At 64.4% G+C, this 26,386-nt stretch carries 20 protein-coding genes; 5 read left to right on the forward strand and 15 right to left on the reverse strand.

All coding sequences use genetic code 11. From position 1 onward, the window contains the following. Window positions 1–34 precede the first annotated feature (34 nt). Window positions 35–1,444, reverse strand: coding sequence for an NADP-dependent phosphogluconate dehydrogenase (gene gnd / locus HOY34_RS04615; protein WP_172360297.1), 1,410 nt, complete (start codon window positions 1,442–1,444; stop codon window positions 35–37). Window positions 1,445–1,635: 191 nt separating this feature from the next. Here gnd and HOY34_RS04620 point away from each other — a divergent pair, with 191 nt between their 5' ends. Continuing rightward, window positions 1,636–2,373 (forward strand): metallophosphoesterase, encoded by a 738-nt coding sequence (locus tag HOY34_RS04620; protein WP_172360299.1) that lies wholly within the window; start codon window positions 1,636–1,638, stop codon window positions 2,371–2,373. Between the two features lie 132 nt (window positions 2,374–2,505). Here HOY34_RS04620 and pbpC read toward each other — a convergent pair whose 3' ends face one another. Further along, window positions 2,506–4,530 carry a penicillin-binding protein 1C gene (gene pbpC, locus HOY34_RS04625; RefSeq protein WP_172360301.1) on the reverse strand — a complete coding sequence of 675 codons (2,025 nt, stop codon included), beginning with the start codon at window positions 4,528–4,530 and terminating at the stop codon, window positions 2,506–2,508. A gap of 29 nt (window positions 4,531–4,559) precedes the next feature. Beyond that, a complete protein-coding gene (locus tag HOY34_RS04630; RefSeq protein ID WP_253944207.1) occupies window positions 4,560–10,022 on the reverse strand; it encodes an alpha-2-macroglobulin family protein in 5,463 nt (1,820 codons plus the stop codon). Window positions 10,023–10,233: 211 nt separating this feature from the next. On the opposite strand from HOY34_RS04630, the gene HOY34_RS04635 reads away from it, so the two are divergent. Further along, a complete protein-coding gene (locus tag HOY34_RS04635) occupies window positions 10,234–13,128 on the forward strand; it encodes a response regulator (protein WP_253944208.1) in 2,895 nt (964 codons plus the stop codon). A gap of 450 nt (window positions 13,129–13,578) precedes the next feature. Here HOY34_RS04635 and HOY34_RS04640 read toward each other — a convergent pair whose 3' ends face one another. Both HOY34_RS04640 and HOY34_RS04645 read right to left on the reverse strand, forming a co-directional pair. Next, window positions 13,579–13,812, reverse strand: coding sequence for a hypothetical protein (locus HOY34_RS04640; RefSeq protein WP_172360045.1), 234 nt, complete (start codon window positions 13,810–13,812; stop codon window positions 13,579–13,581). A gap of 173 nt (window positions 13,813–13,985) precedes the next feature. Further along, window positions 13,986–15,005, reverse strand: a complete 1,020-nt coding sequence (locus HOY34_RS04645; RefSeq protein ID WP_172360303.1) for a ribose-phosphate pyrophosphokinase — start codon at window positions 15,003–15,005, stop codon at window positions 13,986–13,988. A gap of 225 nt (window positions 15,006–15,230) precedes the next feature. Between HOY34_RS04645 and HOY34_RS04650 the strand changes: the two genes are divergently transcribed. Beyond that, window positions 15,231–16,058, forward strand: coding sequence for an alpha/beta fold hydrolase (locus HOY34_RS04650; protein WP_366926912.1), 828 nt, complete (start codon window positions 15,231–15,233; stop codon window positions 16,056–16,058). Between the two features lie 8 nt (window positions 16,059–16,066). Here the strand turns inward: HOY34_RS04650 and HOY34_RS04655 are convergent, their stop codons facing one another. The 5 genes from HOY34_RS04655 to HOY34_RS04675 all read right to left on the reverse strand — a co-directional run bounded on the left by HOY34_RS04655 (window position 16,067) and on the right by HOY34_RS04675 (window position 20,114). Further along, window positions 16,067–17,089, reverse strand: coding sequence for a threonine aldolase family protein (locus HOY34_RS04655; RefSeq protein WP_172360305.1), 1,023 nt, complete (start codon window positions 17,087–17,089; stop codon window positions 16,067–16,069). A 12-nt stretch (window positions 17,090–17,101) separates the two neighbouring features. Then, window positions 17,102–17,569: a YcgN family cysteine cluster protein gene (locus HOY34_RS04660; protein WP_172360307.1), complete on the reverse strand. Its 468-nt coding sequence runs from the start codon at window positions 17,567–17,569 to the stop codon at window positions 17,102–17,104. 91 nt (window positions 17,570–17,660) lie between these two features. Then, window positions 17,661–18,584: a bifunctional riboflavin kinase/FAD synthetase gene (locus HOY34_RS04665; RefSeq protein WP_172360310.1), complete on the reverse strand. Its 924-nt coding sequence runs from the start codon at window positions 18,582–18,584 to the stop codon at window positions 17,661–17,663. Between the two features lie 49 nt (window positions 18,585–18,633). Beyond that, a complete protein-coding gene (locus tag HOY34_RS04670; protein ID WP_172360681.1) occupies window positions 18,634–19,086 on the reverse strand; it encodes a MaoC family dehydratase in 453 nt (150 codons plus the stop codon). A gap of 134 nt (window positions 19,087–19,220) precedes the next feature. Beyond that, window positions 19,221–20,114, reverse strand: coding sequence for a TIGR01459 family HAD-type hydrolase (locus HOY34_RS04675; protein ID WP_172360312.1), 894 nt, complete (start codon window positions 20,112–20,114; stop codon window positions 19,221–19,223). Window positions 20,115–20,283: 169 nt separating this feature from the next. Here HOY34_RS04675 and purE point away from each other — a divergent pair, with 169 nt between their 5' ends. Both purE and HOY34_RS04685 read left to right on the forward strand, forming a co-directional pair. Continuing rightward, the gene (gene purE / locus HOY34_RS04680) at window positions 20,284–20,778 is read left to right on the forward strand and encodes a 5-(carboxyamino)imidazole ribonucleotide mutase (protein ID WP_172360314.1); all 495 of its coding nucleotides are present in this window, start codon (window positions 20,284–20,286) and stop codon (window positions 20,776–20,778) included. Further along, window positions 20,771–21,847: a 5-(carboxyamino)imidazole ribonucleotide synthase gene (locus HOY34_RS04685; protein ID WP_172360316.1), complete on the forward strand. Its 1,077-nt coding sequence runs from the start codon at window positions 20,771–20,773 to the stop codon at window positions 21,845–21,847. Before purE ends, HOY34_RS04685 begins: the two co-directional genes overlap by 8 nt. A gap of 60 nt (window positions 21,848–21,907) precedes the next feature. Here HOY34_RS04685 and HOY34_RS04690 read toward each other — a convergent pair whose 3' ends face one another. The 5 genes from HOY34_RS04690 to HOY34_RS04710 all read right to left on the reverse strand — a co-directional run bounded on the left by HOY34_RS04690 (window position 21,908) and on the right by HOY34_RS04710 (window position 26,088). Beyond that, window positions 21,908–22,636, reverse strand: coding sequence for an esterase/lipase family protein (locus tag HOY34_RS04690; protein ID WP_172360318.1), 729 nt, complete (start codon window positions 22,634–22,636; stop codon window positions 21,908–21,910). Window positions 22,637–22,638: 2 nt separating this feature from the next. Further along, entirely contained in the window at window positions 22,639–23,037 is a 399-nt protein-coding gene (locus HOY34_RS04695) for a low affinity iron permease family protein (RefSeq protein WP_172360320.1), read from the reverse strand. A 230-nt stretch (window positions 23,038–23,267) separates the two neighbouring features. Then, entirely contained in the window at window positions 23,268–24,449 is a 1,182-nt protein-coding gene (locus HOY34_RS04700; protein ID WP_172360322.1) for a vWA domain-containing protein, read from the reverse strand. 17 nt (window positions 24,450–24,466) lie between these two features. Beyond that, on the reverse strand, window positions 24,467–24,634 hold the full coding sequence (locus tag HOY34_RS04705; protein ID WP_172360324.1) for a hypothetical protein: 168 nt from the start codon (window positions 24,632–24,634) through the stop codon (window positions 24,467–24,469). A gap of 62 nt (window positions 24,635–24,696) precedes the next feature. Beyond that, window positions 24,697–26,088 carry a DUF2927 domain-containing protein gene (locus tag HOY34_RS04710; protein WP_172360326.1) on the reverse strand — a complete coding sequence of 464 codons (1,392 nt, stop codon included), beginning with the start codon at window positions 26,086–26,088 and terminating at the stop codon, window positions 24,697–24,699. Window positions 26,089–26,386 lie beyond the last annotated feature (298 nt).

Raw genomic sequence — 26,386 nt, forward strand, 5'->3', positions numbered from 1 at the left:
TAAAAAGGGAGCCGTTTTGGCTCCCTTTTTTGTTTTATGCGTGGTTGCCCCAGGGGCCGTGGTGGATGGGTTTGCCGTCGAGGCGGTCGAACCCATGGGCGCCGAAGAAATCGCGTTGGGCCTGCAGCATATTGGCGGTGCCGCGTGCGGTGCGCATCAGGTCGAACCAGGCGAGACCCGACGAGAGGGCGGGCAGGCTGTGGCCTTTCAGTGCGGCATTGGCGACCACGCGGCGCAGGGCCTCATGATGTTGTTTCAGAAGGGCTGTGAAGGTGGGGGCCAGAATCAGGTTGCGGGCCGGGTCTTCGGTCAGCGCCTGGGCCATATGGTCGAGCATGTCAGAGCGGATGATGCAGCCCTCGCGCCAGACCTTTGCGCATTCGGGCAGCGGCACGCCCCAGCCATAGGTTTTCGAGGCCGCGTCCAGCATGGTGAAGCCCTGGGCATAGCACAGGATTTTGCCCGCGATCAGCGCCCCTTCGATATCGGCGAGGCTGAGCGCATCGTTCAGCGGCTGCGGCCCGGCGCCGAAAACAGCCTCACCCGCGCGGCGCTCTTCAAGTCTTGAAGAGACATTGCGGGCCATCACGGCCGCCTCGATCACCGGAACGGGGGCGGCGAGGTGCTGGGCCTCGATTGCGGTCCAGCGGCCGGTGCCCTTCTGGCCTGCCGCATCCAGGATCACGTCAAGCATCGCGGCCCCGGTTGCCGGGTCGGTGGCGCGGGCAACCTTGCCCGAGATCTCGATCAGGTAAGAGCGCAGCGCGCCTTTGTTCCAGGCCTCGAACACCGGGGCGATTTCGGCGGCGCTAAGGCCCATGCCGTCACGCATCAGCCCGTAAGCCTCTGCGATCATTTGCATATCGGCATATTCGATGCCGTTGTGGACGGTTTTCACGAAATGGCCTGCGCCCGCCGGGCCCATCCAGGTGGCGCAGGGTGTGCCTTCGTGTTTGGCGGCAATCGCCTCCATGATCGGGGCGACGCGGTTCCATGCCTCACGCGGGCCGCCGCCCATGATTGCCGGGCCGTGACGCGCCCCTTCCTCGCCGCCCGAGACGCCCATGCCGATGAAGGGGACGCCTTTGGCTTCGGCCTCGGCCGAGCGACGCTCGGTATCGTGGAAATTCGCGTTGCCTGCGTCGATGATCAGATCATTCTGGCCCAAAAGCGGGCGCAATGCTGCGATCATCTCATCGACTGGCTCGCCTGCGGGCACCATCAGGATGATGGCACGCGGCTCTGCGATGGCGGCGACCAGATCTTTCAGCCCCTGGGTGGCGGTGATCCGCGCGGCCAGTTCGCCTGCGCCTGCCGCGAATTTCTCTGTCACGTCAAAGCTGCGGTTCCAGACCGCGATGCGATGTCCTTTTTCCGCGATGTTCAGCGCGAGCGCTGCGCCCATCACGCCGAGCCCGACCAGACCGATTTCTGCCAGTGCCATCTGAGCCTCCTGAAAATATGCTGCATTCCCCTTACGCCCAGAGCTGTGTTAGCGCAAACACTCCTTGCGATTATGCGGGGGGTCGCGGGGCCATTCAGTTGCGGCCAGGGGGCTACAGGCATAGCCTTGCCGCAACCGCGGCTGCAGCACAATAGCTGGCGCGTCCCGCGGCAGCGACGAAGGAGAGCATTATGCGCAGCTATGCAATCGGCGATATCCATGGCCATCTCGACCTGCTGCAGCGGGCGCATGAGCGTATCGCCCGTGATATGGCGCAGCATGGCGCGGCCCCGGTGATCCATCTGGGCGACCTGCCGGATCGCGGGCCCGACAGTCGCGGCGTGATCGAATGGCTGAAAAACGGCATTGAGCGTGGTGAGGACTGGGTGGTGCTGAAGGGCAATCATGACCGTCTTTTCAACCGCTTCATCGGCGATCCCTGGTGGTCTGATCCCGGCCTGTCGCGCCCCTATACCTGGCTGCATCCGGCGGTGGGCGGGGCTGCGACGCTGCGCTCTTACGGGGTGCGAAACGCCGCTGACCGCCCGGTCGAGGTGGTGCATCGTGACGCGCTGGCCGCCGTGGACCCGGCACATCTGGCGTTTCTTGAGGCGCGACCCACCAGCCTTTTGCGTGGCGATGTGTTCTTTGTGCATGCGGGCATCCGTCCCGGCATCGCGCTGCAGGACCAGGCCGAGGATGATCTGGTCTGGATCCGCAAGGGCTTTCTCGATGACAGCCGCGATCATGGGCCGCTGATTGTGCATGGTCATACCGCGCTGGACCAGCCGACCCATTTCGGAAACCGCGTCGATATTGACAGCTCGGCGGCCTATGGCGGGCCGCTGACGGCGGTAGCCATTGAGGGGCGCGAGGTGTTCTTGCTGACCGATCAGGGCAGGGTGCCGCTTTTGCCTGAGGCGGGCTGAGGCCCGACCGGGGCAGATTGATGGCGCATATTACCTGATGCGCGTGTCGGGTTTGGGCCGGCGGCTAAGGCGACAGACCCGGAGGGCATTGGCGCGAATGGGGCAGGGCCAGCTGCGCGACTGTCCGCGCCATTACCACAGGCGCACGCGCGAGCGGGCCGCACGGCCCTCGGCGTCGATCACGCTCAGGGTGACGAAGCCGCGCTCTGACAGGGCCAGCAGCGCCTCACGGTCGCGCAGCGCGACGGCCAGAGGCGTGCCGTCGATCAGCCAGGTGAAAGGCCCGGTGCCGCCCGAGACCTTGACCTTCAGGCCAGAGGCCAGCAGCTCAACCTCGGCCCCGTCAGGCGGGAAATCGACCTTCGGCGCGTTTACGACCATAAAGGCGGCATTGCGGGGGCGGAATTTCTGCAGGGGCGGCGGCAGCTGGCGATTGGCCACCATCAGCGTGGCCGCAGGGGGCGCGGGCTGCGGGTCAAGGCTGGGTTTCAGCCGCGAGAAGGCCTGGAACAGCACGGGGGCTGCGGTATCGGCCCCAAAGGCCCCGGGCACCGGCGTGCCATCGGCGCGGCCCATCCAGACGCCGATCACATGGCGGCCGTCATACCCGATCGCCCAGGCATCGCGGTGGCCGTAAGAGGTGCCGGTCTTATAGGCCAGCCGATTCGCGGGTGCCCCGGGCGGCGGCGCCAGCCCCGCCAGAATATCGCCCACCTGCCAGGCCGCCACCGCTGAGACGACGCGACTGCCGCCGATCTGCGCATCTGCCGCCTCATCCGTCAGCTGCCAGCGCAGAGGCAGCATCACACCGCCGCGCGCCAGCGCCGCATAAAGCTGCACCAGATCCTGCAGGCTGACTCCAACCCCGCCAAGGCTGACCGCCAGACCCGGCTGACCGCCCGGAATGCGGTATTTCATCCCCGCCTTGCCCATGGCCGAGATCAGCTTTGCCGGGCCAATCGCATCGGTCAGCGCCACGACGGGGATGTTCAGCGACAGCTGCAAGGCCTCACGCAGGCGGATCTCGCCGCGATACTGGCGGTCGAAATTCTGCGGCGCGTAATTGCCAAAAGAGGTGGGGCGGTCCTCGACCATGGTCTCGGGATGGGCCAGGCCCTCGTCAAAGGCCAGCGCATAGACCAGCGGCTTCAGCGTCGAGCCGGGTGAGCGCAGCGCCTGGGTCATATCGACGAAACCCTGCCGCCCGTCATCCTGGAACCCCGCCGAGCCGACCGAGGCCAGGATCTCGCCAGAGCGGTGATCGGCCACCAGGATCGCAATCTGGATCTGGGCACCGCGGGCCTCGACCACCTGGGCGGCCAGGGTTTCCAGCCGCTTTTGCAGATCCAGATCCAGCGTCAGCCGATGGCTGCCAATGGCGGGATTTGCGGCCCGCGCCCGGTCGGCCAGATGCGGCGCGAAGGCGGGGAAGGGCTTGCGCAGGCCGGGCACTTTCTCGGTCAGGGCGGCCTGGGCCTCTTCGGGCTCGATCAGGCCGAAGCGCACGGCGCGGCTGAGAACGCGGTCACGCGCGGCCTCGGCGCGGTCGGCGGCACGGTCGGGGCGGCGGCTTTCAGGGCTTTGCGGGATCGCCACCAGCAGCGCGGCCTCTGCGGGGGTCAGGCGGCCCGGCTCTTTGCCGAAATAAGACAGCGAGGCGGCGCGAACCCCCTCAAGATTGCCGCCAAAAGGCGCAAGCAACAGATAAAGCTGCAGGATCTGATCCTTGGACAGCTCTCGCTCCAGCTTCAGCGCGACGCGCATCTGGCGCAGTTTGCCGCCCATCTGGCCGGTGGTGCCCTCTTCCAAAAGGCGCGCCACCTGCATGGTCAGCGTCGAGCCGCCAGAGACCACGCGCCCAGAGCGTGCGGCCTGCACTATGGCTCGCGCCATTGCCCGCAGGTCGACGCCGCCATGCTCGCGGAAGCGGCGATCCTCATAATTCAGCAGCATTTCGATATAGCGCGGGTCGACCCTGTCGAGATCGGCCTGCAGGCGCCAGCGCCCGTCGGCCACGGTATAGGCCCGCAACAGATCGCCATCGCGGTCATTGACCTCAACCGAGGTGGCGATGCTCAGGGGGGGCAGGGTGGTCGCGTCTATCCAGGCGTCGAACCCGTCGCGGCCCATGGCGGCAAGCCAGAGGCCCGCCGCCATGGAAAAGATCCAGCGTGACCGCACCTGGGTCACTCGGCGCTGACAGTCAGCCTGCCGGTGCCGGTGCGGGCGCGGTAGTCAGGCCGATACATATCCTCGACCGAGGCCGCCGGGTGGTGGTAATTGCCCGGGCTGATCGCCCGCACGATATAGGCCACACGGAAGCTTTCGCGCGAAGACCAGTCCACCTGGGTGATGAAGCGGTCCTGACGGAACTCGGAATGGGCGGTCTGGCCAAGTGCGTTCAGCCAGGCCAGCTGCGCCGTATCGCCGCCCGAGATCAGGTTCGGGTTGTCGATCTCAAATCCTGCGGGCAGCGGGTCTGCGATGATCAGACGGCCCTCAGAATAGTCCCATGGCGTGACCTCAAGCTCTACGACATAGCGGTTGCCGGTGACCACCCCATCCAGGCCGACGGCCTCGCCATCGAGGGTGTAGTAGTTGCGGGTGATCGCATAGCCATTGCCGCCGGCCGGTTCCGCCTCGGCGGGGACGCCAAAGGTGGTGACGGTCAGATAGGTGTCCTGGCCGTCATTTTTCACCACGACCGGGGCAGAGCCATCCTCGAGCACCCTGACCAGTGGGCCGCTGGCCGCCTGGCCGTCGATGGTGACGCCCGAGACATCCGGCGCGTCGATCAGCGCATTGGTGGCCATCAGCGCCCAGGTCGCTTCCTGGGTCGAGAGGTGACCCTGACGCAGTGCGATGCGGTTCACCAGCTCTTCGCGGTTGATCGCGGTGCTGCCTGCCTCAACGGCAAGGGTCAGGATCGCGGCGCTGTCGCGGTAGGTGGTGCCGTAATCGGCCCGCAGAACCTGGGCCGGATCGTCGCCCGGCAGCGCCAGAACACGTGCGCCTGCTTTGCGGAACATCGCATCCGCCCGTGCCTGATCGCCGTAAGAGGCCAGCGCCGCGCCGATCTGGGCCTGGGCCAGCGGCGTTGCGAAATCATCGCCCTTCACATCGGCGTAATAGCGCAGATCCCCGATGGCTGCCGCCCCTTCACGGGCCAGAACCATCAGCGCATAGGCCAGATCGGTGCCGCCATCGCGGGTTTCAGCGTCGAAATTCGCCGCATAATTCACCCGATTGCGCAGGTTGGACAGCGCGTTGCGGAAGGCCAGATCCGGCACCGCGTAGCCCTGCGCCCGTGCCCGGCTGAGGAAGTCGGTCACATAGGCATCCAGCCACAGATCGCCCGAGGACGGCCCCCAGAGGCCAAATCCGCCGCCCGAACCCTGGTTCATCAGGATTTCAGACACCGCCTCGTCGATGCGTTTCTGGATATTGTCGGCGTGTTCCAGATCCATCGCCCGCGCCACCTGATCGAAGTAGATCAGCGGCATCGCGCGCGAGGTCATCTGCTCGGTGCAGCCATAGGGATAGCGGTCAAGCGACGCCAGCAGACCCGGCGCATTCAGCCGTGCCAGCGGGCCAATGGCCATCACCGACTTGCCGGTGCCGCGCACCATATCGGCAAAGACAGCCTCGTCGAAGGTGAAGCTTTCGCCCGCTTTCAGATCAAAGCGCGAGATTTTGGCGATCTCGGGGTCATTGACCTGGACCGGGATTTTCAGACCCTTCACCAGCTCTTTGCCGTCGGGGGTGGTCAGGGTGACGCTGATGTCAGAGACACCAACCCCGCCTGCGATCACCTCGACGCTGAACTCGGCCTTGCCTTTGTCGGCCAGGGTCACTGTCGCGGGCAGCTCGCCCAGCGTCAGATCATCCGAGGCAACCGCCAGCTTCATTTCGCCCGAGGGGCCGCTGGCATGAACGATTTCCAGGAGCAGGCGGCTTTGGTCGCCAGGCGCCAGGAAGCGCGGCAGCGAGGCGGTGACCACCACCGGATCGCGCACCAGCACGTTTTTGTCGGCCTGGCCGACCCCGGTCTTTGACCAGGCCAGCGCCATCACCTTGACCGAGCCGTTGAACGAAGGCAGCTGGAAGGTCGTCCGCGCATAGCCATCGGCATCAACCGTGACCGGGCCGGTGAAGTAAGCGACCAGCTCTTCGGTGGGGGGCGGCGTTTGCAGACGCGCCTGGGCGGCCGCATCCCCGCCCGAGCGCACCTCGCCCTCGGCCCCGTTCAGCCCGTCGATCAGACGGCCATAGACGTCGTGGATGCCGATGCCCAGCTTGCGCTGACCAAAGAAATGCCCTTTCGGATCAGGGGCTTTGAAGCCCGTCAGGTTCAGAATGCCCTCATCGACTGCGGCGATGGTGACATAGGCGGTCTCGCCGGGCTCGACGCCCTCGACCTTGACGGCGACATCCATAGGGCCGCGCGGATCAACCTCATCTGCGACTTCGATCGTGGTGGTCAGGGCGCGTTTGCCCGGATCGACCGAGGCATAGGACAGGCCAAGCGCCCGCGACGGCACCCGCCCGGCGGCCACATCCATCGGACGCAGCACCGAGGCGGTGACATAGACGCCCGCACCCCATTCATCGGTCACATTCAGCGGGATGACATTCTCGCCCTCTTTGACCTCGACCGCCTCCATATGGATCAGCCGGTTGGAAAGCACGGTGATCAGCGCGGTGCCAGCGGCACGCGGCACGATGCGCAGCTCGGCGGTATCACCCGATTTATAGGCGGGCTGGTCCAGCGACAGTTCAAGCGTGTCGGGGGTCGCGGTGGCGTCTGCAGGCGCATACCAGCCGGCCCAGAACTCGGTCGAGGTTTCGGTGGTGACGCCGTCGATACGCTCGACCTTCAGCTCATAATTGCCCCAGTCGACTGCGGCCGAGATGGCCACCGGATCGGCACCGCCCAGCGTGGCCTCGCCCTCGGCGATGGGGGTGCGGTTGGTGACCGGCTCCCAATACCAGCTGCCATAGCTTTGATACCACTGCCAGTCATTCTCGACGCGGGTCAGGGTCCATTTCACCTGCATTGCGGCGGGCTTCTGGTCTGCACCAACGCCTTGCAGCAGGAAGCGGGCCTCCTGGCCACGGCCAACCACGCCGTCAAATTCCGGCTTTACGCCGATCATCGCGCGGGCAGGGGTGACCAGCTTTTCCACGCGCCGCTCGACCGGGCGGCCAGAGCCTTCGGCCACGCGCACAACCAGGGTGGCAGTCAGCGGGCGGTCGCCTGCCTCTTCGCTGATTTCTGGCAGACCGGGGTCCAGTTCGGCATTGCCTTCACTGTCGGTCTGAGTGGGGGCGTTCCCCTGCATCACGGTGCTGAAGGGCTGGTCATAGCGGCCAAAGATATAGCCAGGCCAGGCTTTCAGCCCGTTTGCGGCGCGCAGATAGATCTCGCTTTCAACCGCCATATCGGCTGCGGGCGCCCCAAAGAGGTACTTGGCCTGCAGCGAGACATTCATGATCGGATAGGCCAGCGTCAGATCCTCTTCGCCCGCATCAAGGGTGAAGTCGATCCGCTCGGGCAGGAAATCTTCCACAAGGAAGGTGGTGCGGCGCAGCGCCTGGCCTTCGGTATCGGCAAAGATCGCCAGCGACCAGGTGCCCCGCGGCGCCGAGCCTGCGATGGGCAGCTCGAACACATAGCCGCCCGCGCCTGCATCACTCAGCAGCTGGCGCGAATGCTCGACCCCGTCAGGGCGCGACAGGATGGCGGTCAGCGGCAGGCCGGTGACGGCCTCGGCCTTCGGATCACGCGCAATCGCGGTGGCATAGACGGTCTCGCCAGCGCGGTAGGCCCCACGCTCGGTGGTCAGGAATACATCGACCGGGGGAGCGGGCTCGCGCCCCTCGACGCCACGGTCGGACAGGTCAAATTCCGGGTCGGTCAGCGACAGGAATGAGATATCGGTCTCGCCATCGCGCACCACGATCAGCGAGGGCGAAGCCCCGCCCGTGCCGCGCATCAGACCGGCGTCAAAGCGGGCATAGCCCTCGGCATCGGTGGTGGCGCGGCCAAGCGGCGAATTGGCGCGGTTCAGCAGTTCAACCGTCACCCCCTCTTTGGGCCCGGCCGTGCCCAGGCTGCGCACAAAGACATGCAGCCCGTCGATGCCGGACATGGTGGTCAGGCCCAGGTCAGAGACCACGAACCACTGCCATGCGGGCGCGGAATCGTAGCCCTCTTTGCCCGGCACAGCCGCACGAAGCGCGTAGATCCCGGCTTCGCGGCCTGCCAGCGCCTCTGCCATCGGCAGGCGGGTGGTGACATCCTTGTTCACCTCGATCTTCATCGAGGCGGTGCCGTTCCAGACCTTCTCGCCGATATCGCCGTCAAAGGAATATTCATCGTAATAATCGATGGGGGTGCCGAAGTAATTGTTCTGAATGGCCCGCAGCATGTTGCGGTCGGTGATGCGGAACAACTCAAGATCGAGGCTGTCGATATTGACGGTTTCCACCGGCAGCGCGGCATCGCCTGCTTTGGGCAGCACATAGCCACGCCCGGGGAAGCGTACGGCGGCGGTGCGGTCACCGACATAGGCGGTGATCTCGATATCCTTCGCCAGGGTCTGGCCGTCATTGGCGGGCAGACCCTCGCGGAAGGTCAGGCTGTAACGCTCGCCATGGGTCAGGCCGGTGACGCACAGACGGCGCGAATCTGACAGCTCGACGGCGGTGCCGCCTGCGGGCAGGCGCACGTAATCGCCGTAATCGACGCCGGTCGGCTTCAGATCATCGCTGAAGACCGCGCAGATACGGGGGCGGGCCAGATCGGATTCGACCTGATGCTCGGCGATGCGGAAGCCATATTTGCTGATCGCGTCATCCAGCATGGCCTCGGTATCGCTGCGCTCTTGCAGCGATTGCGCGAGGCGCAGCACCGGGATCATGTCGCGGCCGAGGCCCATCTGCTCCTGCACCTGGGCAAGCTGCACCAGAATCGAGTGGCGCTGCGCGGCGCTTTCGGTGCGAAGATAGGCGTTCAGCGAGGCGTAATAGGCCTGCTGCTGATACCAGGAGCGATTGTCCTGGTTGGGCAAATCCGCCGTTTCGGCGGCGCGGCGCGCATATTCGGCCCAGGTCGCGCCATCATCCAGGATCGCCAGTGCCGCGCCGGTCTGCGCGACTGACTGTTCGATATTGCCGTTGTTTTCGGATTCGCCCGCGAGGCTCAGCCATTCATCTGCGCCCAGATTTCCGGTTGGGTAGGTGCGGCCGATATTGGTCGCAGTGTCCTGCGCGGTTCCGAAGGACGAATCATCCACGAAACCCAACTCGGCGCGGCGGGTCTTTGCCAGGGCTTCGGCCCCCGGGGCAGAGGCGACAACCCAGGCGGAAACGGCATTGGCGAAATCCTGCGGCGCATCCGGATTGGCCTTCAGAAAACAGCTGCCATTGCGCTGATTGAAGGTCCAGGCCTCACATTGTGTATTGGTAAAGCAGGCCCGCTCACAGGCAGAGATATTGGTGTCATAGACCGAGCCGATATCGCCGCCGGGCAGATCCGAGCCGGACATAACAACCGAGCGCCGCGCGGGGATCAGCTCTTGTGACCAGGCGCTGGCAGGCATCGCCAGGGCCAGGGCCGTCACCATGGCCGTCATCAATCTGCGCATTTTTCTCACCCCGGAATTGCCTGTGATTTGTGCAGCGCAGTCTCGCATGCGGCCCGTGTTCGGGCAAGAGCCGGGACCAGCGCCGAGGGATGGGAATCCTGACCTCGGGGGCGGGGAAAGGGTGTTTTTCCGGGCGAAATTAACCTGGGCTTCACTTTGAACGGCGAAGCTGGCGCAGATATCCGATCCGCAGCAGGAGAATCCAGCGGCAATGGAACTGGCGGAAAGACTGGCTCTGGAACTGCGGGCGCGACTGGCGGCGGAAAGGCTGCTGGAATTTCGCACCCGTGAGTTGGCCAGTGCGGAAGAGCGGCTCGCCAGACAGAATCGGGATATGATGCGCCGCGTGGCAGGGCAAAGACGGGCCGAAATCAGCCAAAGCGGCGCCGATGTCGGGCATGCAGGCACGGCGGCACGGGCGGCAGGGCGCGACCGGGGGGGGCAGGCGGGCGATTTCGATGGTGGCGATACGGGTGGCGCGGCGGCCCTTGCGGATGACGTCCTCAGCGGCCAGCCCCCCGCGACCTTTGCTGCGCAGCCAGAAGCTGCACAGTCAGCATCTGCGCAGTCTGAACCTTTGCGGGCAGCACCTTTGCGGGCAGCACCTTTACGGGCAGAGCCTGCGGAAGCTGTTGTCCCCGATGTGCCGCCGCCAGAGGCCCTGGCGCGGCAGGAACCGGCGCCCCAACCTCTGTTGCCACCAACTGACCCGCTTCCAGAAGCGGCGCGGCCCCGGATGTCCATGTCCGATAGGCCCGACGAAGGGCAATCTCAGGCGCAGACCGATGCCGAGGCTGGCCCCGACAGTGACACAAGCGGTGATTTCTGGGCCGCAGCCGATGCCCTGCACGATGGGCTGGCGCTTTTTGATCGCCAGGGGGGGCTGATTGCGGCCAATCGGGCCTTTCGCCGGGCCCTGGGCACAGACGATCATGCTATTGGCCAGCCGATCTCTGCCATCCTGGACGCTGCGGATCGCAATGGCCTGATCCGCAGCGGCGATCCCGATTTCGCGGGATGGCTGCGCGAGACAGGCGGCTCTTCGACGGCCCTGCGCTCGGATATCTTCCTGCAAGAGGGGGAGGGCGGCTGGATCCGCCTGACCTCACGCGGCATCCGCTCTGGTGAGATGATCTGCCAGATCTCTGATATTACACAACAAATGCGGATATGGGCCGCAGTTGAGGCAATTCCCGACGGCTTCGTGCTGTTCGACAGCGAGGACAGAATGGTGATCTGCAATCAAAGCTACCGCGACATTTATCAGACGTCGGCCCCCGTGATGAACCCTGGCATCTCTTTTGAGGAAATCCTGCGCTACGGCCTTTCACATGGCGAATACCCCGAGGCGCAGGGCCGCGAAGAGGCCTGGATCAGCGCCCGCCTGCAAGAGCATCGCGGCCAGGCGGCCGAGGGGGAACATCAGCTGAAAGACGGGCGCTGGCTGCGCTCGATCGACAAAGAAACGCCCGATGGCGGCCGGGTGGGTCTGCGCGTTGACATCACCCATCTGCGCGAACAGGCCGTCGCGCTTGAGGCGGCGCGACTGGCGGCGGAATCGGCCAATCGGGCGAAATCTGCCTTTCTCGCCAATATGTCGCATGAGATTCGCACGCCAATGAATGGCGTCGTGGGCATGGCCGAACTGCTTTGCGATACGATACTGTCGGATGAGCAACGGCTTTTCGCCGAGACGATCCGCTCTTCCGGCGAGGCGCTGCTGGTCATCATTAACGACATCCTGGACTATTCCAAGATTGAGGCCGAGCGGCTGACGCTGCATCCGGTAGACTTCGATCTCGAACGCACGATCCATGAGGTCGTCATGCTCTTGCAGCCCCGCGCGGGCGAAAAGGGCATTGATCTGATGATTGATTATGACGTGTTCCTGCCTACGCGTTTTACCGGGGATCCGGGGCGGCTGCGGCAGGTGCTGACCAATCTGATCGGAAATGCCGTCAAGTTTACCGAAAAGGGGCATGTCCTGACCCGTGTGGTGGGGATGGAGGTCGAAAACGGCTGCCATCAGCTGCATGTCACGGTTGAAGACACCGGAATAGGCATTCCGAACAGCCTGCTCGACCATGTTTTTGGTGAATTTTATCAGGTGGATGACGAGCAGAACCGAAAATTCGAAGGGACAGGCCTGGGGCTTGCGATCACGCGCCGCCTGGTCGAGCGGATGGGCGGTGCGGTCTGGGTCGACAGTGAACACGGCAAAGGCTCTGTCTTCGGGTTTCGTCTTTCGTTGCCGCTGGCCGAAGACAGTGTGCCTGCACGCATGCCTGTTGGCATCACCTCGGCGATGGTTGTTGATGATCAGTTTATCAATCGCACGATATTGGAGCGTCAGCTGGCCCCCTGCGGGATTGAGATTTTGCTCAGCCGTTCTGGTGCTGATGCGCTGGCCGAGGTGCAAAAGGGCGCAGATCCGGATGTGGTGCTGATTGACCACGATATGCCGGGTATGGATGGGCTGGATCTGGGGCAGCGGCTGCGCGACATCGGCTATGTTCGCCCGATGGTGCTGCTATCCTCGAATATCGTGAGGCTGCGCGGGGCCGGGGCCGATCACTTCGACGCAATTTTGCAAAAGCCTGTTCTGCGGGCAGAGCTTTATCGGCAGCTGACGAACCTGACCAATCCCACGCCCGAGCAAGAGGCCACTCCCCTGCCTCCGGCTGAAAAGGCGCCGGGTCTGCGGGCGATGCGCATTCTGGCCGCCGAGGATAATCGGACGAATCAGCTGGTTTTGCAGAAAATGGTGCGGGATCTGGATATCGATCTGCATTTCGCGGCGAATGGCCATGAGGCGGTGGCCCTTTGGCAGCAGATCCGGCCGGATCTGATCTTCATGGATATCTCGATGCCGGGCATGGACGGAAAAGAGGCGACGGCTGCGATACGGGCGCAGGAAAAGGCCGAAAACCTGCCTGCGGTGCCGATTGTCGCACTGACAGCCCATGCGATGCAGGGGGATGAAACGGGGATCCTGGCGGCCGGTATGGACCGTTTCATGACCAAGCCGCTGCGGAAATCCGAAATCTGTGAGGTGGTGCGTGAGATGAAACCAGAGGATTGCCGTGCCCCTGATGGCACCAGCTAGACTGGTTCTTTTCGCCTGCTGCCGACCTGGGGCGCACCGCAGGCAGCCGGTGCCCGGTCTGGCGATCGCGGCAGGCTTTGTTCGGGGCGCTGGGCGTTCTTAAAAATTGTTCAGGGATTGTTAACCTTGCTTTGCAAGGCTGCTTTCATGACACTCTGGATAACGCTTCCCATTCTTACCCTGTTGATCTCCGGCTGTGGTGCCCAGCCGGCCCCTCATATGTTTGGGGCCGAACGATTTGAGGCGCAGCGGGACGGGCGCAATTATGTCGTGTTCCTGAAAGGCACGCGGGTCGAGGTGATCCGCCTGGGCTTTGCCGGCCCGGGCGAGCATCAGAAGATCCGGGCCACCATGATTGACCTGATCCCTGAACTTACGGGCTGCCGCTTGCGTGAAAGCTCATTGCAAGGGGATTCCGGCGAGATGCGCGGGCTTGTCAGCTGCCCGCGATCAGTCCCGGTCTTTGGTGATCCGGTCGGAGCCGCTTCCGTCGGGGGGGCCTTTGGGGCGCACGATGTAGAACATGTAAGCGGCATATAGGCCCGCAGCCAAAAAGGCCGCCCCGAACAGCGGGCTGCCAAAGACAAAGAACTCCAGCCCGGACCACAGGATCGGCAGGACTGAGGTCAGCAGCCGCGCGATGGGGCGATCAAACATCGGATGAAAGGGGTCAAGAAACTGCATGGCCGGGGTCCCGATTGCTGTGCAAGGCATACCGCCAGCATTGCGGCCCGGCAGCAATGGCAGTTGTCCGATCTGCCTCGGCCATAGTCAACCCGGCAGCACCAGGGGCGCCTTGCCATAAAAGGATCCCCTGCACCGCCGGGATTTAGCCGCGGTGCAGGGGGGGGGCAGCATCAGCCGCGCGGATAGAGGCCTTCGTAGATCGGGATCAGGGTTTCGGTTTCAAACAGCGATGAAACCGACATGCCGCCCCAGATGTTAAGAACCGCCTGCGCAAACATCGGCGCGGTCGGCACGATGCGGATATTGCTGCAGTTTTGCACAGCCGCAGTCGGCGCGATGGAATCGGTGATCACCAGCGATTTCATCACCGATTTCGTCACGCGCTCGACCGCCGGGCCAGAGAGAACACCGTGGGTGATATAGGCGTGAACCTCGGTCGCGCCCGCCTCGATCAGGGTCTCGGCGGCTTTGCACAGGGTGCCTGCGGTGTCGCAGATGTCGTCAACGATGATGCATTTCTTGCCGGTGACATTGCCGATCACGGTCATTTCAGCGACCTCGCCAGCCTTCTCGCGGCGTTTGTCGACGATAGCCAGCGGCGCATTGATGCGTTTTGCGATCTCACGGGCGCGGGCAACACCGCCCACGTCGGGCGAGATGATCATCACATCATCCAGCTGGCCTTTGAAATGGTGCTCGATATCCAGGGCAAAGACCGGGCTGGCATAGAGGTTGTCGACGGGAATGTCGAAAAAGCCCTGGATCTGCGCGGCATGCAGATCAAGCGTCAGCACGCGGTCAACGCCTGCGGTCTGGATCAGGTTGGCGACCAGCTTGGCCGAGATCGGCGTGCGGGCCTTGGTGCGGCGGTCCTGGCGGGCATAGCCGAAATAGGGGATCACTGCGGTGATGCGGGCCGCCGAAGAGCGGCGCAGCGCGTCAACCATGATCAGCAGTTCCATCAGGTTGTCATTCGCGGGATTCGAGGTCGGCTGGATGACATACATGTCCTCGCCGCGCACATTGTCGAAGACCTCGACAAAGATTTCCTGATCGTTGAAGCGCTCAACCCGGGCGTCGACCAGGCTGATCGACATGCCGCGATGCATGGACATGCGACGGGCGATGGATTTGGCAAGGGGGAAGTTGGCATTGCCGGAGATAAGCTTCGGCTCGTTGATGGCGGCCATGGTCTGGGGCTCCGTGTGGGCAGCGGAATTGAATGCGCGCGGGATAGCACCCTGGCCCGGGCGGCGCAAAGGGGCGAAAGGCGCAATCCGGGCCCTGACTGGCCATGAGGCGCGGAAAGTGTCAGATTGAGGCGCTTCGCAGCCGCAGCATGGCGAAACAGACACAGGATTGAGGCCTTGATCAAAGAAAAAACGCCCATCGGGCGCGGGTCCATGGGGCCTGCGGTGTCACAAAAGAGAATCGCTGGCCATCTGACCGGGCTGCGACAGCTGGCCGATGGGGCGCGCCCGGCGCTTGCGCTGCATTGCAGCCTGGCGCATGGCGGGGCCTGGGGGCCGCTTGCGCAGGCCTTGCAGGCTGCTGGCTGGGCGGAGTCGCGCCTGATTGCCCCCGATCTGCCGGGGCATGGGGCCAGCGACCCGCCTGGGGATCAGGATCTTCATGCGCTCAGCACCCGGATTGCGGTGGCGCTGGCCGAAGAGGCGGGTGGCCCGGTCGATCTGATCGGCCATAGCTTTGGCGGCACGCTGGCGCTGCGTCTGACGCTGGAACGCCCTGATCTTGTGCGCAGCCTGACCCTGGTCGAGCCTGTTATCTTTGCCGCTGCCCGCGAAACCGCAGGTGGCGAGGCGCTTTATGAACAGACCCGTGCCTCACAAGAGCATGTGGCGCAGGTTCTGGCGCAGGATCCTGCCAGCGCGGCGGCGCAGTTTCATGCGATCTGGGGCGGCGGCGTGCCCTTTGCGGCCCTGTCGCAGCGCCAGCAGGACAATCTCAGCTCGCATATGTATCTGGTCACCACTTTGTCGGCGATTTTGCTGGATGATGCGGCGGGGCTGCTGCGGCCCGGGCGGCTTGAGGGGATCGGGGTTCCGGTCTTGCTGGCGGCGGGCGGTGCCAGCCCGGCGGTGATCCAGGCGATCCATCAGGCGCTTGCCGCGCGGATCCCGGATGTGCAGGCGATCACCGTGCCCGGGGCTGCGCATATGCTGCCGATCACCCATCCGCAGCCGCTGGCTGAGGCGATGGCGTCCCTGCTGTCGCGCAGCTGAAGGGGCGGTTAAAGCGCCTCGAGGAAAAGGTCGATCTCTTCTTCGGTGGTCGCCCAGCTGGTCACCAGCCTTGCGCCCTCGCGGTCAGCGCAGTCTTCGGCGTAATAGCTGGCCCCTTTGGCCTGCAGGCGGGCATGGGTGCCCGGGCCCCAGGTCGGGAACATGATATTCGCCTCGACCGGGTAACGCTGCGCGACGCCCGGCTTTTGCGAAAGCCCATCCGCCAGCCTGGCGGCCATCCGGTTTGCGTGGTGGGCCAGATCCAGCCAAAGCCCATCCTGCAGCCAGGCCGACATTTGCGCGGCCAGAAAGCGGTGCTTTGACAGCAGATGACCGCCGCGTTTGCGCCGCAGCTGAAACTCCCATGCGCGGGCGGGATCAAACAGCACCACGGCCTCGACGCCCATACAGCCGTTCTTGGTGCCGCCGAGCGACAGGATATCAACGCCGGCACGCCAGGTCAGATCTGCGGGGCTTTCGCCGGTTGCGGCCACGGCATTGGCAAAACGTGCGCCGTCAAGATGCACCGGCAGGCCGTAATCCCGCGCCACCCGGGCAAGGGCCGCGGTCGCGCTGGCGTCAAGGACCGTGCCCGCCTCGGTCACATTGGTCAGTGACAAGGCCCCGCGCTGGACGCCATGAACGCCGCCATTACCGCTGCCGGCGATGGCGGCGTTCATGGCTGCTGGCGACATGCGGCCGTTCTCGCCCGCGACGGTGATCAGCTTGGCGCCATGGGTGAAGAACTCGGGCGCGCCGCATTCGTCATGGGCGATATGGGCGTTCTGGTGGCAGTAAATCGCAACCCAGGGCGGGCAAAGCGTGGCCAATGACAGCGCATTGGCGGCGGTTCCGGTGGCAACCAGGGCGATTTCAGCCTCGGGCGCGTCGAAAACCGCGCGGATCTGTGCGGTCAGCCTTTTGGTCAGGGCGTCATTGCCATAGCCGGGGCTGGTGCCCTCATTGGCCGCAATCAGCGCCGCCATGATCTGCGGTGCAACGCCAGAGCAATTGTCGGATGCGAAATTCATAGCCTTCCCCTGTCACTCGTCTGCGTCAAGCAGATAGTCTTCCCAGTCCTCTTCGGGAACCGTCAGTTCTGAGACGGTCTGGCCGCGGATCGTCGGGCCCATGCTGTGGGTGCTGTCGGGATCGCCGGTCAGCAAAGGGTGCCAGTCTGGCAGCGGCTCATTGTAATAGAGCCGTTTATAGGCGCAGGTTTCGGGCATCCAATAGGCGGATTTCGCAAGCGTTTTGGGGGTCAGGAATACGCATTCCGGCACGTGGCGCTTGCGATTGACATAGTCCGAGCACAGGCAGGTGGCATTGTCGAACAGGCGGCAGGCGACGCGGGTAAAGACCAGCTCGCCCGTGTCCTCAAACTCCAGCTTGTTCAGGCAGCATTTGCCGCATCCGTCACAAAGCGCCTCCCATTCCGGGGGGGTCATCTTTTTCAGCGGCACCGTTTCCCAAAAACGGGGGCGCAATTCTGGCTTTGGGCTTTGCGACATGCGCTCTATTTGATGCGAGGCACCAGGAAAGGAAAGGGGGCGCAAAAATCTTCAAAGATTTTTGCCCGGTTTCTTCGAAGAAACCGGGGCGTCACTCGGCTGCAAGTACCGCCCGCGCCTGTTCGCAGTCACTGTTCATCTGATCGATAAGCGCCGGGAGACCGTCGAATTTCAGCTCTGGCCGCAGGAAGTCCACCAGGGCGACCGAGAGGTGATGCCCATAGAGATCCCCTTTGAAATCCAGCAGATAGGTTTCCAGATTGGCGGCCTGGCCGTTGAACATCGGCCGCACGCCCAGGCTGGCGGCCCCCATATAGCTGCCCGCCTGCGGCCCGGTCAGCACATCAACGCGCACCGCATAGACGCCATAGCGCGGCAGATGCAGCCCGGTCAGATCCATATTGGCGGTGGGAAAGCCCAGTTCGCGGCCGCGTTTCTCGCCGTGGATCACTGCACCTTCGATCCGGTGCAAATGGCCCAGCATCGCGGCCGCATCGCGTGGGCGCCCCTGGCTGAGGGCCTCGCGGATCGCGGTTGAGGAAATGCTGATTCCATTGCGTTGCAGCAAAGGCGCGATGGTGGTTTTGATGCCGTTCTCTTCGCCAAGGCGCTGCATATCTGCGGCCGTGCCCGCCCGGCCTTTGCCGAAGCAGAAATCCTCGCCGATCACCACATGGCTGAGGCCAAGGCCCTCGGCCAGCACATTGCGCACGAATTCCGCCGGGGTCAGCGCGGCAAGGCCCGCGTTGAAGGGCAGCTGAAAGAGATGCTCGACGCCCAGCTTGGCCAGGCGGTTGGCCCGCGCCTCGGCATTCATCAGCCGAAAGGGCGAGGCGTCGCGCTGAAAGAACTGCCGGGGATGGGGCTCGAATGTCACGATGCCCAGGGGGGCCGGGCCACGGGCGAGGTCGATCACGGCCTGATGGCCCAGATGCACCCCGTCGAAATTGCCAAGCGCACAGGAGGTTCCCCGCGCTTCAGCACCCAGCCAGTGCCAGTCCTGATAAATCTGCATGCGTCCCGCAGGCCTTATCGGGGGGCAGGCAGACGGATCTGGTGCCCGGTCAGTCGAATTTGCGGCTTGGCGCCAGAACGACGGCCTCACCTTTCAGCACTGTTGTTTTACCGACTGATGCGGTGGTTTCAAGGGTAACGCGCCGTTTCGCATGATCAATCGCCAGCACGCTGACCTCGGCGGTGACAATATCGCCAGGGCGCACCGGGGCCAGGAATTTCAGCGACTGACCCAGGTAGACGGTGCCGTGGCCGGGCAGCTGCTCGCCGATCACGGCTGAGATCAGCCCGGCGGTCAGCATGCCATGCGCGATACGGCCCTGAAAAATCGTGTCCTGGGCGTAGGATTCGTCCAGATGAACCGGGTTGCGGTCGGTCGAGACCTCGGCAAACAGCTCGATATCGCGGTCGCTGACCTCTTTGGTCAGGCTGCGGCGCATGCCGATTTCAAGGTCTTCGATGCAGATCGTGCCGCGGGGCTGATTGTGACTGTTGTCGAGCATCATGGCCTGTCCTGTCGTGACGAATCCCTTTCGTCACGACAGAAGCTAGCAGATGCTGCGGCGCAGCGCAATCGTATGCGCAAGTTGTTTGCTGATTTTGGCAATTATCAGCAATAATATTTCGCGATGAAATGTCAGGCGAGTTTGGCAATGGCGTAAAGCGGGGCCTGCATTTCGCGGTCAAGCCAGGCGTTCAGCTTGGCCGGATCGGGGTTCAGCGGATCGGCCCCGAATTCCTCTGCATGGATGCCGCCGGTGATGAACAGCGCATCCAGCGCCTCGCCGCCTGCGCCGCGAATATCGGTGGGCAGGCCGTCGCCGATGCACAGGATCCGCATATCGCTGCGCCCGGTCAGCGCGTTCAGACGGCGGCGGGCCAGATCATAGATCGGCGGATGCGGCTTGCCGAAGTAAAGTGCGGTGCCGCCCATTTCCTCATAGGCCTGGGCCAGCGCCCCGGCGCAATAGATGCGCCGATCGCCCCAGTCGACGATGATATCGGGATTGGCGCAAAGCATCTTCAGGCCCTGGGTTTTGCCATACAGCAGCTCGGCGCGGTAATCGGCGGGGGTTTCGGTCATGTCATCGCGCAGCCCGGTGCAGACGATGCCCTCTGCCTCAGCCAGTGGCACCAGCGTGATCGGCGGCGATGAGGCCGCCAGATCGGCCAGATCAGGCGCGAAAGTGTCGAAGAAGGCCATGTCTTTTTCGGCGCCGATATGGAAAACCTTCCGCCCGACCGCACCCGTCAGCAGGCCGAACTGCGCCGCATCGCCCGAGGTTGCAATCTCATCCCAGGCGTCACGCGGCACGCCGATCCGGTCAAGCTGGGCGATCACCGATTGCTTCGGACGCGGCGAATTGGTCAGCAGCAGGACCGTCACGCCCCGCGCCCGCGCCGCCTGCAGGGCTGCGACAGCATCGGGGAAGGCCACTTCGCCATTGTGCAGGCAGCCCCAGAGATCGCAAAACAGCGCATCATAATTGCCCGAGATATCTGCGAGCGAGGAGATCAGGGTCGTGGCCATGGCGCGTCCTTTGCGGTCTGTCGTCACCAATGGCTTACGCCAGGTCGGGGCGAATGGCAAAGACCCGTGCTGAAAACCGCGCTTTGGCGGGCTGTTCTGCTTGCCCCGGGGCGGCCATGCGGTATAGGTGCGGGAAAACCGGCAAAGGGCCGGAAACGGGGGCCGTTTTATGCCGGAAAAGACCGTATCCGTTGGCATCATCATGGGGTCGCAATCCGACTGGACCACGATGAAAGAAGCCGCGATCCTGCTGGATGAGCTGGGCATCGCCTATGAGGCGAAGATCGTCTCGGCCCATCGCACGCCAGACCGGCTGTGGGATTACGGCAAATCGGCGGTATCGCGCGGGCTGAAGGTGATCATCGCAGGCGCGGGCGGTGCGGCGCATCTGCCGGGCATGATGGCGTCAAAGACGCGGGTGCCGGTGATCGGGGTTCCGGTGCAGACAAAGGCGTTGTCGGGCGTCGACAGTCTTTATTCGATCCTGCAGATGCCCAAAGGCTTTCCGGTGGCGACCATGGCGATTGGCGCGGCGGGGGCGGCGAATGCCGGGCTGATGGCGGCGGGGATTCTTGCGGTCTCTGACCCGGCCATTGCGGCCCGTCTGGATGCCTGGCGCGAGGCGCTTTCCGCCTCTATCCCCGAGGAGCCGAAAGATGAATGATCAGGCCAAACCCTTCGCGCCGGGCGCGGTGATAGGCATTCTGGGCGGCGGCCAGCTGGGGCGCATGCTTTCGGTTGCGGCCAGCCGTCTGGGCTATCTCACCCATATCTATGAGCCGGGCGCGGCCCCGGCGGGCCATGTTGCGGAAAAGGTGACCACGGCCCCCTATGAGGATCTCGACGCGCTGCGCGCCTTTGCCGCCAGCGTCGATGTCGTGACCTATGAGTTTGAGAATGTTCCGACCGAGGCGCTGGATGTGATCGAAAGCCAGCGTCAGATCCGCCCCAACCGCCGCACCCTGGCGATCAGCCAGGACCGGATCACCGAGAAGCAGTTCCTGAACGGGCTGGGCCTGAAAACCGCGCCCTGGGCGCAGGTGGACAGTCTGGATGATCTGCAGGCGGCGGTGGGAAACCTGGGCCTGCCCGCGATCCTGAAAACCACCCGGCTGGGCTATGACGGCAAGGGCCAGGTGCGGCTAAGCGCTGATACCGATCTGGCGGCGGCGCTGGCCTCTTTGGCGGGCGCGCCTGCGGTGCTGGAGGGCTTTGTTGAATTTGAGCGCGAGATCTCGGTGATTGCCGCCCGGGGCGCGGATGGTCAGGTCTCGGTCTTTGATCCGGGCGAGAATGTGCACAAAGACGGCATCCTGCGCACCACCACTGTTCCGGCGCGGATCACGCCTGCGATGCGCTCGGATGCGGTATTGCTGGCGGCGCGGATCCTGAATGCGCTGGATTATGTCGGCGTGATGGGGGTCGAACTGTTCGTCACCCGCCAGGGGCTTTTGGTCAATGAGATCGCGCCACGGGTGCATAACTCCGGCCACTGGACGCAGCAGGGCTGTGTGGTCGATCAGTTCGAGCAGCATATCCGCGCGGTTGTCGGCCTGCCGCTGGGCGATGGCACCCGCTATGCCGATGTGGTGATGGAGAACCTGATCGGCGATGATCTTGACCGCTTGCCCGATCTCTTGGGCGAAAGCGGGGTTGCGGTGCATCTTTACGGCAAGGGCGCCGCGCGTCCTGGCCGCAAGATGGGCCATGTGAACCGGATCGTGAAGGGCTGAGGTCGCAGATCTTTGGCCGCAAATCTTTGACCTGGCACCTCTGCTGGCCGAAAGCGGCCTTCAGAGGCCTTCTGGCCCGCGCTGAAACTGTCCCTTTTCCAGGAAAAACAGCGTCTGGCGGATCACCTTTGGCGCGAACATCATCCAGGTATGGCTGACGGGCAGGGTGATGTGGTCGCTCATGCCCTGCAGGCGGGTGCTGGCGACGCTGACCTTGCCGTCATTCTCGCCCGGGATCAGCGCCGAATACCAGGGGCTGACCGAGCGGTTTCCGGCGATGATCCCCAGCGGGTAATCGGCGGCGGGCAGGCGGTTGGGCCAGCTGTCAGGCGCGGTGCCCAGCGACAGCCCCGCCGGGCCGTTGATCCAGCGAAAGGGTGCCAGGCTGCCCAGGCGGTCAACCACCTCGGATCCGTGATTGGGCGGGCCAAGCATCACCGTGCGCCCCGCGCCGGGCAGACGGTTGTGGCACAGCCACTCGCGCAGCACGATGCCGCCCATCGAATGGGTGACGGCATGCAGCGTCTGGCCCGGTGCCAGCGCTCCGTCATCCTGCGCGGCGCAGATCGTCTGATCCAGCAGCCGGGGCAGGATGCTGACCTCTTCGCGGGTTGAGGGATAGGCGGCGCTGATCACCTGATAGCCCGCGCCCCGCAGCGCCAGCGCCAGCGGCAAAAGCGAGCGCTGGCTGCGCGCCAGACCATGGATCAGCAGCACGGCCTGGCCGTTCAGCGGCCGCCCGGCCTCGGGGAGAAGAGAAAGCAGACCTGTTTCCACGCGATCTGACATCGTCAGGCCTCGGGCGAGTCGGTGTCGGATTCGCCGCGCATACGGTTCTCACGGGCCGCGCGGGCCAGCTGGATGAAGCGGCGGCGGAACTCGGCGATTTCCTTTTCGTCCAGTTCTTCCAGATCCAGCAGCGCGTTATGGGCGCCATTGGTGGCCCGGATCAGCTCATCCAGTTTCAGCTGGATGGCGGCGGTGTCATGGTCCTGGCTGTTCTGGATCAGAAAGACCATCAGAAAGGTGATGATGCTGGTCGCGGTATTGGCCACCAGCTGCCAGGTGTCAGACCAGCCGAAAACCGGGCCGGTAATGCCCCAGATCACCACAAATCCGGCGGCCATCAGAAGCGTCGCAGGCCGGCCGCACATCCGCGCACATTGCCGGGCAAGGGTGGTGTATTTCATCGCTGAAGGGCTTTCACAAAGGGGCACAGGTCACGGGGACAATCTGGGGCGGCCCGGCTTTGACGACAAGCGGGATTTTCAGGGATGGGCGGGCGCATCCGCGAAAGCGCCAGCTTGCCCGGCACAAATGCCAGGAAGATCAGGAGACGGGTGTCACCTGGCGGTTACCCCTGCGTCTCGCAGGCTGGCAGCTGGCCGGGGGCACATCCGGAACGGGCAGCGGTATCGTATCAGCGCAGCGCTTTGACGCCGCGGGCAATGCCCTCCAGCGTCATCGGCACCATGCGATCGGCAAAGATCGCGCTGATCAATGCGGTGGACTGGCTATAGGACCATCGCGCCTCGGGCGTCGGGTTGATCCACAGGTGATGCGGCCATTGCGCGGTGGCGCGGGTCAGCCAGGTGGCACCGGATTCGCGGTTCCAGTGTTCATTCGCGCCGCCGGGATGGGTGATCTCATAGGGCGACATCGCGGCGTCACCCACAAAGATCGCCCGCCAGTCGGGGCCGTGGCTGCGCAGAACGTCCCAGGTGGGGGTCTGATCTGACCAGCGGCGCTGATTGTCGCGCCAGATCCCCTCATAAAGGCAGTTGTGGAAATACCAGGTTTCCAGATGGCGGAATTCCGATTTCGCGGCCGAGAACAGTTCCTGCAGGATTTTGACATGGGCATCCATCGAGCCGCCAATGTCGAGAAACAGCAAGACCTTAACGGCATTGCGGCGCTCTGGCCGGGTCTGCACATCCAGCCAGCCCTGTTTGGCGGTGGCGCGGATGGTGCCCGCCAGATCCAGCTCTTCGGTTGCGCCATCGCGGGCCCAGCGGCGCAGCGCCCTCAGCGCCAGTTTGATGTTCCTGGAGCCGATTTCGGCCTTGTCATCCAGGTTGCGGAACTCGCGCCTGTCCCAGACCTTGACGGCGCGCTGATGGCGGCTTTCCTGCTGGCCGATACGGATGCCTTCGGGATTGTAGCCATAGGCCCCAAAGGGCGAGGTGCCTGCGGTGCCGATCCATTTATTGCCACCCTGATGGCGGCCTTTCTGCTCTTCCAGCCGCTGGCGCAGGGTCTCCATCAGCTTGTCAAAGCCGCCAAGGGCCTGGATCTGTGCCTGCTCTTCGGGGGTCAGGAATTTCTCGGCCAGTTTTTGCAGCCAGTCGCCGGGCAGGTCCATCGCCTCGATGACCATCTGATCGCTGATCTGATCAAGCCCCGCAAAGGCCTGGGCGAAGGCGCGGTCATAGCGGTCGAGGTGACGCTCGTCCTTGATCAGGGTCAGGCGGCCCAGGTGGTAGAAGGCCTCGGTGTCATTGGTGGCAAGGCCCGCCTGCAGCGCCTCAAGGAAGGCGAGGAATTCACGCGGGCTGACGGGCACGCCTTCGGCCCGGAGTGCATCGAAAAAGGGCAGGAACATCGCACCGCCCCCCGTTTTCAGATGCCAGAGCGCAACAGCAGGATCTGCGCAAAGAGGCCGATCACCCCAAGGAACAGCCCGGTCGCCAGGGCGTATTGCGCCAGGTCAGCGGGCTTGCCGCCCAGGCTGCGGGCCCGCAATGCGCCGATGACCGCGCCCAGGAAGAAACCACCGATTGCCAGCATGAAATGATGCCCCCGAGCTGCCATGTGCAAGGCTGACCGGGGGCAGGGTTCTGCAATCCGTCTCAGCCGCGGAAGAGGCCGCGAGTGCCGAGCGCACTGATTTCATTCGTGCGGGCCCGGATCTGCGCCTCAGAGCCGAAGCCATAGCGCGCCAGCGCCTGGCTGTCCACTCGCAGACGGTTCGCTTCCGCGCTGCGGCCCACCTGGTCCAGCGCCTGGGCCCGGATCAGCTGCGTCGTGGCCAGCAGGCCGTGGTTTTCGGCTCGCCGGATCACCGGGATCGCCCGGTCGGTATAGCGCAGCGCCTGGTCCGGCTGGCCCGAGGCCACGGCGATTGCCGCCAGCTGCATGTCGATATGGGCGACATAAAGCGCACCACCCGGCAGGCCGCGATAGATGGCGGATGCCTTGTTGAACTCGGCCACCGCAGCCGCCCGATCCGGGCCGACCAGCAGGCGGGCATGGGCGAAATAGGCGAAGGCCAGACGGCCGTCGCGCCAGCCCTGGGCATGGGCCATGGTGATCGCCCGCTCGGCCGCGGCCTTGCGCTTTCCGGCGCCAAAGCCCGGGTTCAGCGCAACCGCAATGGTGTCATTCCAGGCCGGAGAGGTCGCCGAGGTGTCCGTGGTCAGCGCAGAGCCGCCGCCATGGATCGCGCCGAAAATGCCGCCGATCTTTGCGGCCACATCGGCGCGGCTCATGCCGGATTTCAGCTGCGGCGAATACCAGGCCCGCAGGATCTTCATGTCGAAGCCGGTCAGCACGGTCTGGAAATTGTCGTCGTTAAAGACGGAATCGGTCAGACGATACAGGTCGTTCAGCGGCCCCATCGCCTGGGCCAGTTCCTCATGCAGGCAGTCGCGCACCTCTTGCGGGCTGGCGTCCGAGGGGGCGAAAATGCCCACGGTCTTGCGCTCGCGTACCTGGGTCCAGTCAACGCGATAGGTGCCGCGATTGGCCTGGTATTCCGCCAGGCTGGAGACATTGGGAACCACGAAGCAGGCGGCATTGGGGGCGGCACGGCGCAGCTCGCGGCGGGGGCTGAACTCGATGGTGACGGATGCGGGCTGGCCTGCGCTGACGCGGCGGACATTCAGCCCGGCCTCATTGCGGAAACGGTTCAGCAGACGGTCAAGATCGGCCCCGGCGCTGGCGGGCACATTTCCGGCCAGGGCGACGGTGATCGGCCCCTCGAAACGGCTGAAATAGGGCAGCTGACGCCCGCTTTCCAGCTGGAAGCCCAGCTCCATAAAGGCCGCCGACATATCGGCATTGCTGTGCCCGACCGATGCAACCGGGGCCAGCTGTGCCGAGGGATCGACAAAGGCAGGCGCGGTCAGCGTATCGGTGGCAGGGCCCGGCAAGGGGCGGCTTTTGGTTACCTCGGCGTTCGGAACCGGCGTGCAGGCGGAGAGGGCCGCCAGGGTGGCGGCAAGCAGCGGAAAATGGCGCATGGAGTGGCAGCTCGATCTATGCATGCGGGGGTTTGCCCCCGGCGGTTGCGCATGCCGCTGGCCCGGCCTGTATGGAATGCCCCCGCATCCCATACAGGCCAGGGCCTGCGGTGGTCCGTGACGAGCGCGCCTGACGGCGCAGTAACGGGGGGGCGAGCAGACGTCCAGGTGCCCCCCGAAACCGCGTCGGTCAAATCCGTCCCGGGGACCTTCCGGGGGATGACGCGCGAAATCTCTGACGGCCGCGATCCCCGGGCAGGGGGATGCGGCAGGTCAGAGAATGACGGGATGTGAACGA

It is taken from the genome of Pseudogemmobacter hezensis, from assembly GCF_013155295.1.
Classification (GTDB): Bacteria; Pseudomonadota; Alphaproteobacteria; order Rhodobacterales; family Rhodobacteraceae; genus Pseudogemmobacter; species Pseudogemmobacter hezensis.